This is a genomic window from Bathymodiolus thermophilus thioautotrophic gill symbiont (assembly GCF_003711265.1).
Lineage (GTDB): Bacteria > Pseudomonadota > Gammaproteobacteria > PS1 > Pseudothioglobaceae > Thiodubiliella.
On the sequence record NZ_CP024634.1, the window covers coordinates 1,561,359 to 1,583,413 of the forward strand.

The 22,055-nt window shown below is 43.0% G+C and carries 1 protein-coding gene; it reads left to right on the plus strand.

The features are described from left to right. Positions 1-154 precede the first annotated feature (154 nt). A complete protein-coding gene (locus tag MS2017_RS05380; protein WP_122951515.1) occupies positions 155-22,042 on the plus strand; it encodes a C80 family cysteine peptidase in 21,888 nt (7,295 codons plus the stop codon). Positions 22,043-22,055 lie beyond the last annotated feature (13 nt).

A 22,055-nucleotide genomic window follows, 5' to 3' on the forward strand; every position in this document is an offset into this window, starting at 1 on the left:
CTAACAAGATAAACAAGAGTAACTCTACACTAGGAACTATATTTATGACACACAACCCTTTTTACAAAAAAAATATAAGTTATTATAGAAACACAAGTTATTATCAAAAACCCACTTTTTACCCTCTATATTCACCCACAAACCCAAGGCTCCCATGGGCTCCATAGTAAACATATTCAGATCCGTTGTCGACAGCATTGTATACTTTGTAACCGGCAGTTATGTTGGAGATGATGGCGATAACACACTAACTGCGCTTGGTTTTGCCGTATGGGGGGATGGTGTTTATATGCATGGGGGGAATGACACGGTCTATGCTGCCAGTTTAAAGCTTGATGTTTATGACACTTGGGGAGACTTGAGTATTTATGGTGCTGCTGGCCTTATGAATATCAATAAAAGCGATTGGGGCAATATGTCTGTGACGGGTCTTTCTGGGGCAATGACTTTGCGACATACGGGTCGATCGGGCAATATTAATTTTGATGGTGCAGCGGCAAGTAACGATGTGTATCGTCATGGCAATACAGGCAATATTTCATTTTTAGGTATTGGTATTTCAAATAGGGTAATCAACGATGTCAAGTATGGCAATATTGATTTCACAGGTGCCGGTATGTCGAATGTGGTGGAACGACGAGGTGGAGAGCGTGGCACTATTCATTTCAAAGGTGCTGGTGCGTTAAACAAAGTGACCAACACTGCCAACCAAGGCAATATTTATTTCAGTGGCATAGGTGCTTACAACAAAGTAGAACGACGAGGCATTTCAGGCAACATTGTTTTCACAGGTGCAGGCTTTTACAACAAAGTGACCAATATCACGCACCAAGGCAACATTAACTTTAGAGGCATTGGTGGATACAACAAAGTAGAACGACGAGGCGGATACAAAGGCAATGTCTTCTTCAAAGGTGTAGGCATAGGTAATCATGTTATCAATACAGCCGAATATGGCAACACCGACTTTATTGGCGGTGGTGGTGCCAATGTTGTCAAACATTCTGCCAATGGCAACCTTTCGTTTAAAGGCATTGGCATTATCAACAAAGTTGATCACACAGGGGATTATGGCAATATGACCTTTATAGGCGGTGGTGGTGGTAACTTTATTACCCGTTCTGGCATAAAAGGCAATGGAGATTTAACCATCTTGGGTGGTGGTAATATCGTTACTTGGTCAACAGATGGCAAATTAAAAGCAAAACTCGGCGGCTTCCGTTTAAACAAAATAGACAGATATGGTCGTGGCGATACAAATTTAATACTTATCTCTCTAGGCAATATCGTCAATGTAGATGTTAGCAAAGGTGATTTAAGCTTGACAGGTATTGGCATAGCCAATATTGTTACCTACAAAGGACACGGCACCTTAAGTGCTGAATTGTTCGGTGGTGCCAATATCATCACCAGAGAGGGCACTGGAGATTCCATACTCCATCTTTTGGCTGGTGCCAATGTCTTCACTGATTTTTCTACAGGCAACATTAGCGGCTCTTTACTCGGCGGTTTGAATGTGGTTACCAAAGACGGCAATGGCGACATTAACATATCTATGTATGGCGGTGGCAATGTCCTTACCCACATCGGCGATGGCGATATTCAAACCAGAATGCTTGGCGGTGCCAATGTTATTACCAAATCAGGTAATGGCGATATAATAGCCCTGTTGTTCGGTCTTGCCAATGTCGTTACCCACATCGGCAATGGCAATGTTTATTTACTTATGCTAGGCATAGGCAACATTGCCACCAAAGTCGGCGATGGCGATGTTATTGTCGGTATGTTTGGCACTGGCAATGTCCTCACCCATGTCGGCAACGGCATGACTGCTGCATTAATGATATCCACAGGCGCTAACTTTTTCACCAAAGTTGGCAACGGCGCTACATTGGCAGTTATGTTTTCATTAGGGGGTAATATTTTTACCCACATTGGCGACGGCCCAAGTGCTGTATTGATGATAGGGGGGCAAGCCAATATCTTTACTAAAATTGGCAACGGCGCCTCAGTCGCAATCATGCTTGCAGGCACTGCCAATGTTTTCACCCATATTGGCAACGGCTTTAGTGCTGCTTTAATGATAGGCGGATGTACCAATGTCTTTACCAAAGTTGGCAATGGCACCACCTTAGCAACCATGATTGGAGGGGGTAATATTTTTACCCATATCGGCAATGGATTCTCAGTTGCATTTGCCGTTGGTGAAGCCAATATTGTTACCAAGATTGGCGCAGGCAATCTAATAACAGCCGCCATCGGCCAAGCCAACATTGTGACCCATATTAATTTAGCAGGCAGCAGCGATGGCAACACCGTTAGCCTAGTAATAGGCCAAGCAAACATCGTTACCCGAATCTCTTCATTGGCAGACTTCAGCGTTACCGTGTCCCCACTTGACGCCATCGTTTCAGACCCCGTTTTAGAAAGACATCGTCTGTTCCCAAGAGGAGACATCTTTTCTGCCCCACAAAAATTCTTAGAATCAGGCTTTGACGCACTCAAAGCCACTGGCGCTGCATTACTCGGTAGCAACAACGAAGGCAGTATGGTCACATTTGCTGTAGGCCGAGCCAATATCATTACCCATGTCGGTAATGGCGCTATGCTAGGTGTTGGCATTGGCGATGCTAATGTCATCAGCAAAGTCGGTCTCGGTCAAACCATACAAGCTGGCATCGGTCGACTTAATATACTCACCTCAGTTGGCGACAACGACAGTTTGCAAATTGGCATTGGCGAAGGCAATTTGATAACCAAAGTCGGCTCTGGCCACAGCGCAATGGTTGCCATCGGCAAAGCCAATATTACCACCAAAGTCGGCGACGGCTTCCATGTCGGACTTTCCATCGGTAAATTCAATGTCAACACCCTTGTTGGCGATGGCATCGCCGTCAACGCTTTGATTGGTAAATACAACCTCAACACCCGCGTCGGACACGGCGTTAATGTCGCTGTTATGAAAGGCGATTACAACATCAATGTACGCTATGGCGATGGTATGAATGTCGCCTTAGCCGCAGGCAAAGGCAACATCACTGTCAAAATCGGCGACGGCGATTTCTACGGCGCTATGATTGAAATACGCACCAACAAACAAAGCGTTACCGCCAAAATGAAAGCCCTAATGCAAGGCATGCTGTCTAACTTAAAAGAAACCGCCAAAAGTGTCTTAGTCAGCCAAACCATCGGCACAGTCATCAACGGCGATGAAGCAGACACAACCAAACTCCGTGGCACCAGCCACTCCACCCCCAAAACAAAAACCGAGTACACCCAAAATGTAAACTCTGCCAATAAAGACATTGACCAATCACAATACCAAGACACAGACGCCAACGAAGATTCAGATATAGACACCCAATCAAGCAAAGACAAACAAACCGTCAACACTTTAAAATCCGACACACGAGTCAACGAAGAAGACGCCAATCATGACGCACAAACAGTAACAGCCTTTTTAAACAATAACAACAATAGTTTAATACCAACTCAAAGCCAAAGACAAGGACAAACACATTCCACCGGACTCGACGAACTAAACCAAAGTGGACAAAGCGATTACCACAACAGTTATACACAATTCGGCAACACCGACAAAATAACAAACGGTGCCAATCAAGACATTGAAAACAGCAAAGGTGGCATTGACAAAAGCAAAAGCAAAACACAACAAGAGCTCAACAATGTCAAACAACGCAACCAAAAGAATCAATTACACCAACAAAAGGAACAACAAGGCGCCAGTCAACGCTTGGGCGATGCCCATCTAAAAAATCAAGAAATCGGCAGCAAAGCCATCAAGCAAAAAGGACCTGCCTTAGTTGCCATGAAAGTCTATCCAACAAGCCAACACCCAGCCACCAAAAGTGTTTTTGAAATAGGCGATAAAGTCATGATTGCCTTAACCATGGACAGAGCCATGAAATACCAAGAAGGCAAAGCAAAATACGCTGCCGACTCCAAGGTCATCATCAACGGCTTGGTCTTCTCCCTTTGTGCCAACAAAGGGTTTGCCGACCCCTCTACCAATCCAGATGAAATCACAGTAAAAAACACACAATTAATCTTTGAACACACCGTCCAAATCAACGATGCCTTTACCCAAGGCAAAAGTTTTGCCATTCAATCCTTCTCCGATCTCATCATCAGTGGCATCTCTGACAACGACGGCTATCCGCCTACTTTTACCAACATCATTTACCCCATCTCACTCAACAACACCATTGCCACTAAATTTGACCAACGCAACTTAAGCGTATCTGGCAATACATTCCAAGGTTATACCATTAGTAAAGAATCAAGCGATGCCTCTTGGAATACCGATGCCTTTTCTCAAGAAAGTTTTGTCGGCGATGGCTATGCCATTTTTACCCTAAACGCCACCTCTGCCAGAAAAGGCTTGATGCTCGGCCTGTCCACCGACAACCCAGATGGCAGTTACAAAACCATTGAACACGCCGTTTTTATTCACAACAACAAAATAAAAGATGTCCACAACAACAACACCAAATACACCGATTTAAATTATCGCTACCAAGCAGGCGACCAAATTAAGATTGAACGCCACGGCACCACCATTCGCTATTACCACCTCGACCACAACGGCAACACCCTCCGCATACTCGCCACCCAAACCGGCATATCCGCCACCTCAGCACTACACATTGACACCTCCATCAAAGACAAAAACCTTACCCTTACCCATGTAAAGCTAGTCAAGGGACTAAGCAACATAAGCCCATACACCATAGATGTACACGCACCAAAACCCATTGCCGATGCTTGGCACATAAAAGGCGAAACCAGCCACACAGACAACACAAGTAACACAGACAATACAGGCAACACAAACAACACAAGTAACACAAACAACATCCTAACCATTGGCGACAAAATCAAAGTAACCCTCACCTTAAATGAAGCCGTTACCTTAGCCAAAGTTGGCAGCAACAAAATTATGATTGCTGGCAAAGCCTTCTTATTAACCGGTGAAAACAACACCAGCACCAACACCCTAGAATTTGTCTATACCATTCAAGCAAACGACACAATAGGCACCAAAGACTTTAATATCGATAACCAATACGACATCACCCTAACTGATGTTAAAGACACAGACGGCAACAACATCGACTTCAGCAGTATTACCAGCCCCATACAATTCTCCAAAACATCACTTGACACCAATTTTGATATCGGCGGTGGCAACAGAATAACCCGCACCAACGACACTTATGAAAAAACCTCTGGCGCTGGCTGGAATGCCGATGTTACCTCTGCCAAAGGCTTTGTTAACGACGGCTATGTCATCGCCAAAATTGGCGCCCTTGGCAAAAGCATGATGCTTGGACTCTCCAGTGACGACACCGACAATTCTTATGGCAGCATAGATTATGCTTTGTATGCAGATGGCGGTATCGGCAGTAAGTTTGTCATCTATGAAAATGGCGATCGTAAAAAAGACACCGGTGTTGCTTATGCCATTGGCGACTATATGAAAGTCGTTCGTTCAGGCACCAGCATAAAGTATTACCACATCAAAGCCGCCGACGGCCCCCTTGCCAAAGGCACTTTACTTTACACCTCCAAAAAAACCTCAAATGCCAACACCCAATTGTTCTTAGACAGCGCCTTTCTCAGCGTAGGTGCCAAATTGTCAGCAATGCAAATATTCAGCAACAATCATCTGCCATTCTCAGTAGATGTCTACGCACCCAAACCCATCAGCACCAACGCATGGCAAATAGACACCACAACCGCCGATAACAACGGCGTCTTCACCCTCGGCGATAAAATCAAATTAACCCTCACCATAGACGAAGCCGTAACCTTAGCCAAGGTTGGCAGCAACAAAATTATGATTGCTGGCAAAGCCTTCTTATTAACCGGTGAAAATGGCACCGTTACCAACACACTGGTATTCACTTACACCGTTCAAATCAACGACAAAATTGACGCTCAGTACTTTAACATCAGCAACAAAAACGACATTATTCTCAACAATGTCACAGACAGCGACGGCAACAACATTAATTTTGACAGCATCACCTACACCACCCCCGTCAAACTGTCTAACACCTCACTTGACAACAACCTAACCATCAGCAGTGATAAACGCATCACCTTAACCAACGGCGTTTATGAAAAAACCACCAATGCCGGCTGGAACAGCGATGTAACCTCCACCAAAGGCTTTGTTAACGACGGCTATGTCATCGCCAAAATTGGTGCCCTTGGCAAAAGCATGATGCTTGGACTCTCCAGTGACGACACCGACAATTCTTACGGCAGCATAGATTATGCTTTGTATGCAGATGGCGGTATCGGCAGTAAGTTTGTCATCTATGAAAATGGCGATCGTAAAAAAGACACCGGTGTTGCTTATGCCATTGGCGACTATATGAAAGTCGTTCGTTCAGGCACCACCATAAGGTATTACCACATCAAAGCCGCTGACGGCCTCCTTGCCAAAGGCACTTTACTTTACACTTCCAGCAAAACCTCAAATGCCAACACCCAATTGTTCTTAGACAGTGCCTTTCACAGCATAGGTGCTAAGTTATCAGAGATGCAAATATTAAGTGGCAACAAACCCACTCTTTCCGTCGATGTTTACGCACCAAAACCCACTACCAACGCTTGGCACATAGACTGCGAACCCGCCAACAGCAAAGGCATCTTTACCATTGGCGATACCATCAAAGCAACACTCACTTTAGACAAACGCGTTACCCTTGCCAATGTCGGTCGCAATAAAATCGTGGTTGCCGGCAAAGAATTCCTTTTAACAGGTACCAACGGCACCGTTACCAATACCTTAGATTTTACCTACACCATTCAAGCCAACGACAAACTGATTGCCACCAGTATGCGTTACGATGTTCTTTTAACAGGCGTGGTAGATGACAAAGGCAATTCAGTGGATATGAGCAATGCCACCAGCCCTGTTGGACTGAGCAACAAATTGATTGACACCGACCTTGTTATTAACACCAAACCTCTTATTGCCAGTTTTCATTCATTTGTTTTGCCTAACTTGAGCACCATAACACACACAGATGGCGTGTATGAAAAAATCCTTGCAAGCAATTGGAACACCAATGTCACTTCCGCCAAAGGCTTTACCAATGATGGCTATGCCATCGCCAAGATTGGCTCCCTTGGCAAACACATGAGAGTAGGGCTCTCAAGTGTCAATACCAACAACAGCACCCATAATATGGATTATGCTTTGTATGTGTCCGACAATACCTTTTTAATCTATGAAAAAGGTCATTACAAAAAAGACACACAAGTGAGTTATGCCGTTGGCGACTATATAAAAATCGCCAGATCAGGCAGCACCATCAAGTACTACCACATTAAGGCAGCTGACGGCGCACTTGCCAAAGGCACCTTACTCTACACTTCAAACAACACCTCAAATGCCAACACCCAATTGTTTTTAGACAGTTCTCTTTATGGTGCAGGTGCCAAATTATCAAACATGCAAATATTTAGTGGCAGTCATGTGGCATTTTCAGTGGATGTTTACGCCCCCAAACCCACCAAGGACGCTTGGCACATCAGTGGTACTGTTAACGACCAAGGTGCTTTTGCCCTTGGCAATGAAATTAAAATAACCCTAAACATCGATGAAGCCGTTACCTTAGCCAAAGTTGGCAGTAACAAAATCATTATTGCTGGCAAAGAATTCCTCTTAACCGGCACCAATGGCACCGTTACCAAAACCTTAGAGTTTGCTTACACCGTTCAACTTAACGACAAAATCAACAGCGCCTTTTTAATTGACAACAAAGACGACATTGTCTTAACCGACATCAAAGACACAGACGGCAACAGCATCGACTTTGGCAACCTCTCTAACGGCATAGACATCACCCCCAACAGCCAAAACCTTGCCCTTAACAACAAAGGACTGGCAACAATCACCACCAACATCACCCGCTGGTATGCCAACAACACCAACAGCAACATTCAACGCATGACCGATGGCAACACCCGTGCAAACGGTGCACTAGATTATGCCACACATCCAAAAAATGCCGATGGCAAACACATCTTATTTGATTTTAAAGGGGTTAATTACAACAACGGCAGTTTTAAGTTGTATAACCGCAAAATCCTAACCAGTAGAATCAACGGCTCAGTCGTTGAGTTCCTCAAAGACGGCGTCGTGGTTTCCATCCGCACCATCAACGATGCTGGCAATGTTATTGAAATCACCCCCAGCAGTGACATTGTCTTTGATCAAGTCAAACTCACCTTTAGTGGCGATTTACAAAACTTCCGTGAAGTTGAAATCTTTGGCAAAAACGCCAGCCTATCAATAGACGCTGGCGCCCCAGAGCCCCTAAAACATAACGCTTGGCGTATCAATAGAGACATTGCCGATAGCGGTGGCGCCTTTACCGTTGGCAATGAAATCAAAGTAACCTTACGCTTAGACGAAGCCGTTACCCTCGCCAAAGTTGACAGCAACAAAATCACCATCGCCAACAAAGACTTCTTCTTAACAGGCACCAACGGTGATACCACCAAGACCCTAACATTCACTTACACCGTACAAGCCAATGACAACATCAACGCCGAAGATTTTAACATCAACAGTAAAAAAGACATTGTCCTAAATGACATCAAAGACACCGACGGTAACAACATCAACTTCAGCAGTATTACCGGCGCCGTCTCACTCGCCAATGCATCCCTTAACACCGACTTTGTCATTGGCGGTAATAATAGAATAACCCACATCAACGGCGTTTACAAAAAAACCGCCAACGCCAACTGGAATGCCGATGTCGCCTCCACCAAAGGTTTTGTTAACGACGGCTATGTCATCGCCAAAATTGGCGCATCCAACAAAAAAGTAATGCTCGGCCTATCAAGCAACAACAGCAACAATTCTTACGACAGCCTAGATTACGCCCTATACGCCGACCCCGGCACCAACAAGACACTTATCGTCTATGAATCCAGCGAACGCATATACTGCACAGGCGTAACCTACGCCAAAGGCGACTACATGAAAGTCGTTCGCTCAGGCACCAGCATAAAGTATTACCACATCAAAGCCGCCGACGGCCCCCTTGCCAAAGGCACTTTACTTTACACCTCCAAAAAAACCTCAAATGCCAACACCCAATTGTTCTTAGACAGCGCCTTCCACGATGTCGGCGCCACATTGTCAGAAATGCAAATATTTAGCGGCAACTATTCAGCACTTTCCATCGATGTACACGCCCCCAAACCCATCACAAACGCCTGGCACACCAACAGCATACCCAACAACAGCACCAACGACAACGACAACGATAACAACAACGATACCAACGACAACAACACCAAAAAAAGCAAAAACATAAGCAAAGGCGTCTTCACCCTCGGCGACCAAATCAAAGTAACCCTAACTCTAGATAAACGCATCACCCTCGCCAATGTCGGCAAGAACAAAGTCATCATTGCCGGCAAAGAATTCCTCTTAACAGGCGTCAACGGCAAAATCACCAACATCCTAGAGTTCGCTTACACCGTTCAAGTCAACGACAAAATTGATACCGCCTTTCACATTAACAACAAAAACAACGACATTGTCCTAATCGACATCAAAGACACAGACGGCAACAACATCAACCTTAACAAGGTTCCCAACAGCATCGACATCATCCCCAACATACAAAACCTGAGCCTCAGCAAACAAGGATTGGCAACCATCAGCACCAATGTTAGCAGTTGGTACACCGATGACGCCGCCACCAACATTCAACGCATGACCGATGGCAACACCAGTGCAAGCGGTGCCCTAGATTATGCCACACACCCCATGTATGCCGACGGCAAACACATTTTGTTTGATTTTGGCGCAGCCAACTACAGCAACGGCAGTTTTAAACTCTACAACCGTGAAAGTTTCACCAACAGAATCAACGGCTCAGTCGTTGAATTCCTCAAAGACGGCGTCGTGGTACTCAGCCGCACCATCAGCAATGCTGGCAACATTGTCACCATCACCCCCGCAACCTATGTTATCTTCGACCAAGTCAAACTCACCTTTAGCGGCGATGCACAAAACTTCCGTGAAATTGAAATCTTTGGCAAAAACTCAAACCTATCCATCGATTCCGGCGCCCCAGAACCCCTAAAAAACAACGCTTGGCACATCAACAGAGATGTTGCCGACAGCAACGGCGAATTCAATGTTGGCGATGAAATCAAAGTAACCCTAACCCTAGACGAAGCCGTTACCCTCGCCAAAGTTGGCAGCAACAAAATTATTATCGCCAACAAAGCCTTCTTCCTCACAGGCACCAACGGCACAACCACCAACACATTAGAGTTCACCCACACCGTTACAATCAACGACCAAATCAACGCCAAAGATTTTGACATCGACAACAAAAACGACATCATTCTCATCAATGTCAAAGACACACACGGCAACAACATCAACTTCAGCAACATCACCCGCTCCATAGAACTCGCCAACATCCCCCTTGACACCAACTTTAACATTAACAACAGCAACGCCAACACCAACGACAACACCAATAACGATAGCAACAACAATAGCAACAACATAATCCACACCGGCAACCTCTACGAAAAAACCGCCAACACCGGCTGGAACACCAACATCACCTCCGCCAAAGGCTTTACAGACAATGGCAGCGTTATCGTCAAAATAGGCAGCAACAACAAAGCCCTAATGGTTGGATTGTCTACCAACAACAGCAACAACAATAATAATAACGACAACAACCCAACAACAAGTTTTGCCATCCACATCAACAACACCGGCAACATCAACGCCATCTACGAAAACAACCAATGCGTCAAAGAATTCCCCACCGACCAATACCTCTACTCAGCAGGCGATTATCTAAAAATAGAACGAGACAACACAACCATAAACTACTACCTCATCAAAGCCAACGACCAAGCAACCAAAGGCACCTTACTCTACACCTCAAGCCAAATCTTAAGCGCCAACACCAAACTGTTCTCAAACAGCGCCTTACACGACATCGGCGCCCAAATATCCAACATCCAAATGTTTGACGACAACAAATCCTCACTCTCAATAAAAGCCAAAATGTCCACCTCAACAACCAACCCTCTAGGCGACAACGACACCTTCGACCAAACCTCTGGCAATTACCAACTTAACAACAACTCTAGAACAGGCACCTCCAGCAATAACAACAACCCCAACAATCCCAATAACCCCAACAACCCCCAAAACACCCAAGAAGAACAAAACACCCAAACAGCACAAAAATGGTTCAAACCCACAATCAATCACCACTTCTTCCAAAACTTACCCTCCTCCCAAGCACCTCAAATCTTTATCATCACCGGCCTATCCAACGCAAATGTTGACCTAGCAATGCAACTCAAAACAAAACACGACATTGTCATCTACTACAACACCACCACCAACCAAATAGAATACCTCTACGGCCAAGAAAACGACATCGAAGTAACCCACATAGAATACCACATCATCGCCAATGGCAAATCCATCAACACCCTAGTTGAAGACACCCTCAACAACACCTACACCGTCAACACCGACGACGACCCCGACGACGACATCGACACCCAAGCCATCGTCGCCCAACTACAACAAGCCATCACCACCAACAGAGCCAACACCAGACTCCACGCAAACTGGCTCACCAGACACAGTTTCACAAAAAGAGGCCTACCCTTCACCCCAACCCCAACAACCCCCAACACCCAACCCAGCACCCAGCCCAACCCCCAATCCACCCAAAAAACATCCAAATACCAAAGCAACATCATCGTCCAAAACAGCAACGACCCCACCGTCATCGAAGCAGCCAACGCCTTATTCAACAAACACCCCACCACCAGCATCCTCGTCAAATTCGACCAAAACGGCAACCTCATCACCCTCAAAGGCGCCCCCTACACCCCCACAGGCGACACCCGCATTAACTTTGTCGACCACGGCACCAACCTAAGCCAAGAAGGCGCACAATCACTCGCAAACAAAGCCCAAACACTCCACCAAACCTACAGCAACACCAACACCAACATCAAACGCATCGCCCTAGTAGGATGCAGCACCGACGGCGCCAACCAAGACCTCACCCGTAACTTCGCCAAGACCATTTATAACAACACCCCCGCACTAAAAAGTGCCGAAATAACCGGCAGACATGGAGACATACAAATCAACCCAGACGGCACCAAGACCATGGTTGTGGGGGGTGAAAAGATGATTTATCAGTGGAATGCTGATTTGGATATCGTTACCCAGCAAACTGAAGAGTCTAAGCGAGTGGCTGAGGTGTTGAGTGGGTTGAAACTGGGTGGTGCAAGTTCCAAAGGCGCATCTGGTATTCCAAATACATTAACTAGTAAGCAAGTAAACACAGAACATATTCTTGGTGAGGGCATGTATAAAACCGCCTACAATTTTGAAAATAAACCTGAATTATTGGTGTTGCTATTAAAGTCAAATTGTAATCTCTCTAATATTAAAGAAGAAGAAAAATGGTTAAAACAACTAGATGCTCTTGGCATAAAAACACCTAAGCGTTACAAGCAAATTAAATTTGTAGATAAAAGCAACAAACCTAAAACTGTGCGACACGGTTTAGTTATGCAAAAAATTAAAGGCGCACAAGATGTGAGATTGGCATATAAATATCTGGCTACACCGCCAAAAGTGCTTGACAATAGCAATAACAAGACCTTAGAAGACATTAAGCATTTGCAAAAAATATTTGCAAAAAAACCCAATTTTTCTGTATCAGATTTTCAAGCGGTTATTGCTGAAGATGGTCAATTATATATTATAGATCCAATGGGTGTCGACACTCACCCAAGTGGGGTAAATCATGCAAGTCAATTGGATGCTTTACAGACATTTGAACAACATATTTTATGGCGTCACAAACGCTTTACCAGCAAAACACTTAACCACATTATCTATGTTGACAAACAACTTTGGGAATCACCCGATGATGCACTAAAGCAACAAATGCTAAGTGATGCACAAAAAGATAAGAACAAAGTCATTGTTGCCTATGATGTTGCAACAGGTCAAAAAGAGGTTGTTCACCAACCAAGTGGCAATCAAAATTTGACTTTTGATACCGTTGAAGTCATTGCCCGTGATACTCAAATCCAAAATGTTAATTTGAAAAAAGATTGTCTTGATTTTGCTAAGAAACAAGGCTGGGGACAAAGTAAATATTCGGTTTTTCGTGTAAACACCCCTGAGGAATACGAAACCTTAAACCTTAAAAGTAATGGCAAAAATAAACACGATATTATTTTGTCAATTGGCAAAGATAAAGTTACTAATGATGCTACTGAATCATTACATAGAAAACACCCTGAAAATAGTATGGTTGTCACGCTTAACGAACGAGGTAAATTGGTTTTTCCAGGGGGCAAGAAATTCATACCTGATTCAAGTGTGCGGATCAATATTGTTGGACTTCCAGAAGAATTGGAAAAAGTTGGCGCTGAAAGATTGGCAAATTACACCGATGAAATAGTGAAATTCTATAAGATAGATTCAGTAGGCAGTCACGCCTATTTAAATCGCGCTACTCTAGTGGGTTGTAACAACAAAAAACTTAGCAAGAACTACGCCGAACAACTTTATACACGAGAATACCTCAGAGGTACCAGTGTTACAGATAGATCAATCGATATGCAAATTAATGCAGATAACCCTGAAGCGACAAGTGATCACGAGCAAAAAATTATTCATAATTGGGATTATGATAGTAATACCACTGTTTGGGAAACAGAAAGTTCTGAGGATGTTGATGAAATCTTAAAAAACTTAAAAATAGGATTGGATGATACGCCACCTGTAGATATGCCTGATTTATTGGACTATAACGATATAGGCAAAAGGCTTGGTAAGAGCTCCATGAAAACCACCTTCGCTTTAGTAAACTACCCTCATCTATTATTCTTGCAATTAAACATTGATACACTCGCAAAAGTCAAAAAACTGGAAAGTGAAGTTGCTTGGATGAATAAAATGCAAGAACTTGGTATTAAAACACCAAAATACCATAAGGTTGTTGCTGTAATGGATCAGGACAATCAAAACCACTATGGAATTTTAGCTGAACATATTCGTGATTCAGAAGTTATCAAATTAGATTCGCCTGATCTAATGAAAAACGAATACATAACAAAAAGAACCTTGAATGATATTCAAAATTTATCAGACAAGTTTGAACAAAATCCAGAACTGTATATCCCTGATCTACAAATGCTAATGGCTAAAGATGGGCAGCTTTATGTTTTCAACCCAGAATCCGATAATCCACCAATGGCTCGACCTGATAGTCGTGTGCGCCAAGGTATGAGGGAAGCAAATGTAAGGGGGCTTAAGATGTTGAGCGAAAAGGCAACGCTTTTCCTTAGAGGGTTTAATGAAAACAATAGAATGCACGCTATTTTTGTTGATGATACATTACTAAAAAAAGACCCTAAACTTAAAGAAAAATTAATAAATAAAGCAAAAAAACAACAAGACCTTGCTGTTTTCAGTTACAACATAGAAGGTAAATTTGTTAAGCCCATTATGCTGTATCAGCCAGACAACCCACAATTAATTGACAGAATTGAAGTAATGTCTGATAGGGTCGATCACTTTCCCAGCCAAAAAAACATGTTTCGTTTAGTGGAAGGTATGCCCAGTATATCTAACGATATGATTTTTCGTTGCCGACCCGCAGAAAATTTCAGCAACTACCGAACCAATATTATCGTCCAACACGGCAATAGCGACACCGCAATTAAAGCTGCCCAAGACCTTGCTAACAAACACCCTGACAACAGCATCATTGTTCACTTTGATGCTGATAACAAATTAGTCACCGCAGATAATGAACTTTATACCCCTAATGGCAATGTGCGACTTAGTTTTGTTGATCATGGGGAAAACTTTGTGACAGACGAAAGTAGCATGGATGAATTGGTTGATAAGGTCAAGCAAATTAATGACACTTACGGCAATGAAAATACTTATTTTGAACGCATTGCCTTGGTAGGTTGCGACACCAATAGCGTTAGAAAGGGCTTAACCAAAGACTTTGCTCGTGCTGTTTATAATAACATACCCACCCTAAGAAATGCGGACATTACTGGTAGAACAGGGGAGGTGCAAGTCAATGATGATGGCACCAAAACCATGAAAACAGGGGGTGCTAAAACGGTTTATAGTTGGCGTAATGGTGATATTGTTTCAAAAACTGAAGATGCTAAAACTACTGCTGACACACTTAAGAATCCGTTAGGACTAACAATAATTGATTTTATTTCTGAACGAATATATGAATTAGAGTTGTCAACAGCGCCTACTAGAACCCCTGCAGAGAGTGAATTTCATAGGATTCTTTCCGGGTGTAGGGACTATGTTAACGCTTTCGACTATAAGGATATGAGTGCACAGGAAAAAATATCTTTCTTTCAAGGTGTAAAGGAAAAATTGAGTAATTTTGCCGATACGGGCACCCCTCCACCTTCGATGCAGACACATATAGCAACATTTGACAACTTTGTTGTGGAAGCTATTTCTAGAAGTGAGCACCGTATTAGAATGAACGACAAGTTTCCAGTTACCATTACAAAGGGCAACAAAATACCCAATATCATTCATTATGTTTGGACGGGTGGTGCAATGCCAGAACCTTATTTAGAAAACATTAAAGCCATTGGCAGGCAAAATGATAAATTAGTGGTACGCCTCCATTACGATCCTAATGCTTTATTAATGAATGAACTTAAGATAAGAATGAAAGCCTATGTGGACAACAATTTACCTATAACCGGTAATCGCATGTATGAAGCAGTCAAACTGACAAAAAAATTCTCAAATTATTGCGGAGACCGTGACTTAAGTAGTGATATTGTAAAAAGGTTTATGATTGATGAGTTAGGCGTTCCAAGAGCAGAAGTAAATGAGGTTGAGGAAAAAATCAACAAATATTGGAGTGACTTCCCTGAGAGCAACCCGAGATTAGAGTTAGCCCCTATATTGTTTGACGATGCAGAGTTGTCTGGAATGAAAAAAGCTTATCAATTTGAACTTAAAAATGGCTCTATGGCAGGCGCCTCCGATGCTGTTAGGTTTTCTGTATTACATACTGAAGGCGGTATTTATACTGATGTTGGACTGATTTTTAACCGTATTGACCAGGATAACATTTTGCATAATTATATCAAAAAATTCCCTGAACATGGCTTTCCCCGTAAGCAAGCAATTGGTACATTTCATAGTGCTTACCCCTTTATGTCCAATAATAACTTTCTTGTTGCCGCGCCTCATTCTAAATTTACAGGCACTTTGGTTCAAGATATCTCTGAAGCGTATAACGGAATAATTTCTAATAGAGTTGAGCGGGTAAGACGCAGTTATGGGGGCAACCAAGTCCTTGATCAATATAGTACTAGCATTGTGCCACTTGGTGAGTTTTACCTTGAGCATATAAATCATCTTTCTAAGCAACCACTTAAAGAGCATATTATCGATACTCGTGGCTCTTGGCAATCAAGCTGGAATACCGAAGGTATTGAATTTATTGTTCTTATAGTAGACACTGAGAATCTATCAGATGTGCAAAGAAGGGGGTTGGTTGATAGTATAGAGGGGAATATTGATGGTTATAACAATGACACTTACAAGATTGTAGTTTTAGATTCTCATGCCGTTATTAATCCAGTAAGAAGGGAGATTGTTGAGCACATGAATCCATTTTTTACCGTACAAAAAGTCCCCACAAAAAGCGATAATGTGTCAATAAATTATCCTGCATTATTTGAAAGAAGTAGGCGAATTATTGTTCACGATGATAACAATAATTTTGAACCCATGCTAACAAAATTTAGTGATGTAGTGGAGCGCAAAGAATCATCAGAATTTAATAAAACAATAGAAGGTGTTGTAAGCGATCGTTGTTTTCAAGTGTTTTTATTTGATGACAAGGAAAATTTCAAGCAAACCATACGAGATCTCGCACCAGATATTTCTAGAGAAAATTATGTAGCATTGGTTTACGATGAAGCTAATCAGAGATACAATGCACTAGATAATCATGTTTTTAAATTCAAAGATGGTGATCGCCTAAAGGTAAATTTCATTGGAGAATTAAATAATTTAGATGACGCTACGGAGGTACAAAGTAGAATATTCTCTGCTGAAAATGCGCTTCCACAGATTGAGATTAGAAAGCATGTAAAAGAAACAAGGGTTGTCTTGAGTAAAGACATAGGGTTCAATCGAAGTTTATTTAAAATAAAGGGAACTTTCTTAAATGATCTCAAACTTTACGCCCATAAAGGCACTGTAACCATACACGCACAAAATGATGAGGATAAATCCAATGTCACGATACTTATGAACAATAAGACTGGGCATCTTGTTGCACAAGACAATGAGACATTGTTATGGAAAGCACTTGCAGAATTCGACAGAAATGCTTTAAAAGTAAAAGAAAGTAGAGTGGGTAAATCTGACAAAAATTCGTTAAATAAATACCATAACATTGTTATTCAATCTGGTGACCCTTGGCGTGTCGCTTCTTATCATTTGGCTGGCGACACCAATTTTAAGGGCGATACAAGTATCGTTCAAGTTTCAGATAGCGGGTTTAGGACTATATACGGAACACCGTCTTCTTTAATTACAGGAGATGTTAGAATTATTTTTGCATTTGATGATAGTGACTATATTATAGGCAATATGAAAGGCATCAGTAAGGCGCTCAATTCTAATGTAAAAATTAAAGATATACACTTCATTAATAGCATGGATTCGAGCGCTTTGCAAAAACCTGACGCTCAAGCATCCTATATGGAGCAAGTTCTACGGATAGCACACAGATACAAAGACGCTAAAATATACATGCAACAAGACTTGCAAAGCAACAAACATATTCTCCGTAACTATTCATTCGAGTTGCCTTATGTGCCAAGTAATTCAAGCAGTCGTTATGAGAAAAAGATTATTTTTAAAGTATCTAATGACAGTGACATTGACAAATACGCTGACAAACTAACAATTTCATACCCAAATATCAGTTATATTGCCACACTTGATCCTATTACAGGCGGTGTAAGACTATATGATTCATATGGTAATGTAGTTACCGATGCTAATATACATGGAGAATATGAAATTCATGTGTTGGGTCGAGTTGCCGACCTGAGAAGAATGAATAGCGCGGGTTTATCCGATCATATTATAAATTTGCAAAAAAGCATTAATGTAGAGCCACAAAAGGTAATAAATATTAAATTAACCGCTTGTAGCACAAAAGAGTCAGCGTCAAGTGACTTGTTGTTTGATACAGGCAGCTATGCGCTCAATACCGCTCATCAGTTAATACGATATAATCCAAAACTAAGTTTAACAAAAAAAAATACTAATATTATAATTGGTACCAATAAGAACGGTATAACAACTACAACTACTAATACAGCCCACCTAGCCGAAACCACCCCCCACCAAGACACCCCCCTCCATAACTGGGCCGACTTAAGCCAAGAACAAATCAACAAACTAACCACAGAAGCCCAAAAACCCCAACCCAGCCTAGCCAACCACGACCACCAAGTCCTCATTCAAACCGAAGCCGATGGCAATGTTAGAGACAGTACCTTTAGACTCGCCTCTAAACACCCCGCACAAACCACCATTGTGCAAATGCAAAAAGACGGCACCCACCAAGTGGTTTACGGCCTTGATCTTGAGGATATTACCGGCAAGGTCAAAATGGTGGCTGTGGGTTATGGCAGAGAGAAGGACGGCGCACAAACCATGGGCGGCAGAACTGCTGATGAATTAAGTGCAAATATTACCGAACTCAATCGAGCCTTGGCGGGCAATGCAGACATACAACGCATTAGCATCGTTGGCTGTAATATGGAATCAGACAATCCTACTGACAATAACGACAGTCAATACGGCAGAAGAATGGTCGAAAAACTCAGTCAATCAAACATCAAAGCCCCTGTTGCTGTTAGAAGCAGTTATGTTGCTGTTGATGAAAACGGCAGAAAACTAACCTCAAACACAGGTGCAGGCAATTGGATGCACAAAGACAGTGCTGCCAAAACCGTTTACAGTCTTGGCGCAACTGGCGCTGTGGTTAGCAGAGTGTATAACGACGAAGGCACTTTGATTAAATATAATGGTAGACGCTTAAACGAAGACTTGGATAATGACAAAAGCACACAAGGTGCAGAAAATCAAGAAACAAGCGACAAGCACGCTCAAGGACAAGGGCAAGGGCAAGGGCAATCAGAATCGGAAACAGAAACAACCAAACAAAAACTAGACGATATCGACAAACGCCAAACTGATTTTGCCAATTCCGTTAACCAAAATAAACTCAGAAGATTGCCCAATGGCAACGCCCCTGCCAATAACGACAATGAAAACACCAAAACAGGCGGTATGTCCGCCCCCGCTCTCAATGTGCAAATCGATATCGGCGGTGGCGACCACGCCTCTCTCTTCGGTGGCTCTACCAATGTAGATGTCAAAGTCGGCAACGGCGCACACCACACACTGATGTACGGCAGCAACAATGTTTTAGTCAGCATCGGCGATATAGGCGACAGCAGTCGTTTTGTTGAAATAGGGGGCTATCGTGCATTAGAAGGTGTGCAAATCTTAATAGGCACTAAAAATGTCGTGGTCAACCACGGCGTTAGAAACGACCTAATCATTGCCACCGACCCTTCCTTCCCCATGATTCCATTTGTCAATCCTTTTGACGGCTCTGCCAATATCTTAGGCTCTTTACAAGGTATGGCAGACATAAGCAACTCTGGACAAAACGCCTTATGGAGTTGGAAGAAAACCAAGAAGTTTGCCACCAGCATGAGTTCCTTAGACAGAACCAGCGACACCAACTATGAGAAAATCTTAATCAGTGGCGGTCAAAACGCAGTCTCTGACCGAGGGTTAAAATACGACATAGAAATGGCACTCAACAAACAAGCCAATAACTTTATGCAGCGTGAAAGCAAACGCCAACAAGCAAAGCAAAACTTCAAAGAACACATCAGCAACTTTAGTTTAAACCTCACAATCGGCGGACAAGGCTCCGACATCCTCATCGGCAACGGCAATTTTAGTTTTATGTTCGGCGATACCTTCTCCTCTGTTTTAGACACCACCGTCGCCTCCTTATTCGGCATTATGCAACAAGGCTACACCTTAGACGGCCAACCCAAAACCACCTTTACTTACACCCCCAGCAATGTCAAAACCAAACTGATTAACGGCATTCTCAACGGAATGGCATCCCAAGCAAAAGACATCACCTTCGGCGACATACTGGGTTACAAATACACCAACTTCGGTCACATCTACAAAGCCGTAGCCAACACCCCCGATTTATCCCTATCAAATTTATTAAAAGAACTCCTAGGCACCGTATCCGACACCTTTAGCAACTCCATTACCGCCTTATCTGAACCAGAACGCATTGTTAAGGCATTAGTCGCTGGAGGAGAATCGTTCAAAGACATGGGTGAAAACACTTTAGATGCATTAGGCATTAAAGACAAAGATAAGGACGACGATGACAATAACGACGACGATAATAACAATGATAACGATGAAAACAACAAAGATGAAAACAACAACACAAACACAGGAGACAACGACAGCGAATCCAAAAAGAACAAAAGCAACAAAGCCTTCGGCTTCAGCGGTCTCAAACTCCCCTCATTGTTTAATATGTTCACACCCAATCTAATCAAAACCCTAAGCAGTTTACCAGAACTGGCAGAAACCCTATCCAGCAGCATCTCCACAGACTCTGCCAACATAAAAGACAAAGCACTTGAGCTTTTCTCCGACATTGGCTTTATGTCCAATGACGGCGATTTGTTCTTCAACATAGGTGCCCAAAACTTCGCATGGGGTGGCGACGGCAAAGACCTATTTGCACTCATGGGCACCAACAACAATGTCTGGGGTGGCAAAGGCGATGATGTCGCCTATGTCATTGGCGAAGGCAACACCATCAGCGGCAACCAAGGCGATGACAGCGCCGTGTATGTCGGACAAAACCACATGTTCATTGGTGGCGAAGGCGATGACATTGGCGTTGCCTCAGGTCGCTACAACACTTTGTTTGGCGGTACCGGCAGAGACCAACTTTGGGCATTTGGAGAGGGCGCCTATATCACCGGCAACGAAGGCGATGACTATCTAGTGTCCACTGGCAATTATGGCAAAATTCACGGTCACACTGGCGATGACATCGGCATTTTAATCGGTGCTCACAATGTCATGGACTTAGGCAAAGGTAATGACCACGGCAAAGTATTTGGCAACAAAAACATCGTTTATCTACGCGATGGCAACGACGAACTAGAAGTCGCCAGCCATCAGTCTTCTATTATGGCAAACGCCGGCGATGATTCTTTATATATGCACAAAAACTCAAGCGACAACAAGATTGACGCAGGATCAGGTGATGACTTATTGTATTTAGGCGGCACAGAAAACAAAGTTACTGGCGGCACAGGCGCCGATATATTCATCGTTGGCAACGACAACATCTTTAGCACAATCATCACCGATAAAGACGATTACATCGCTTTTGATTTAGACAGTTATCAAGACACCATGTATTACAAAAGCAACAACAACCTTTTGATTAAACACCGATCGTTAATAAAACCCAATAAAGCCGACAGCGATTACCAAAGCGACAACACCGGCGTTGACATCGCCAAACAATACCGCAACCAAGAAGGCAGCGTGTTAATTGAAGACTATTTTGCCAATAGCAACAGCAATGAAAGCGCAAAAATCTGCATCAGCATTGACACCAACAACGACCGCTATCACTATTTAGACAAGGCACAAATCAGTAAGTTAGTTGAATACATGTCATCCTTTGATTCCTTTGCTGATACCGAAGGTGTGGCTAACTATAAAAGAGAGGTTAATCAATTGTGGTCTGGTGCGAAGGTTGGTTATAATATGCCCGAAGTTATGAAAAATTTAGTTTAATAAAATAAGGAAA

Coding starts and splice junctions, on each gene's coding strand:
- MS2017_RS05380 (WP_122951515.1), top strand. CDS start 155: ATGGGCTCCATAGTAAACATATTCAGATCCGTTGTCGACAGCATTGTA.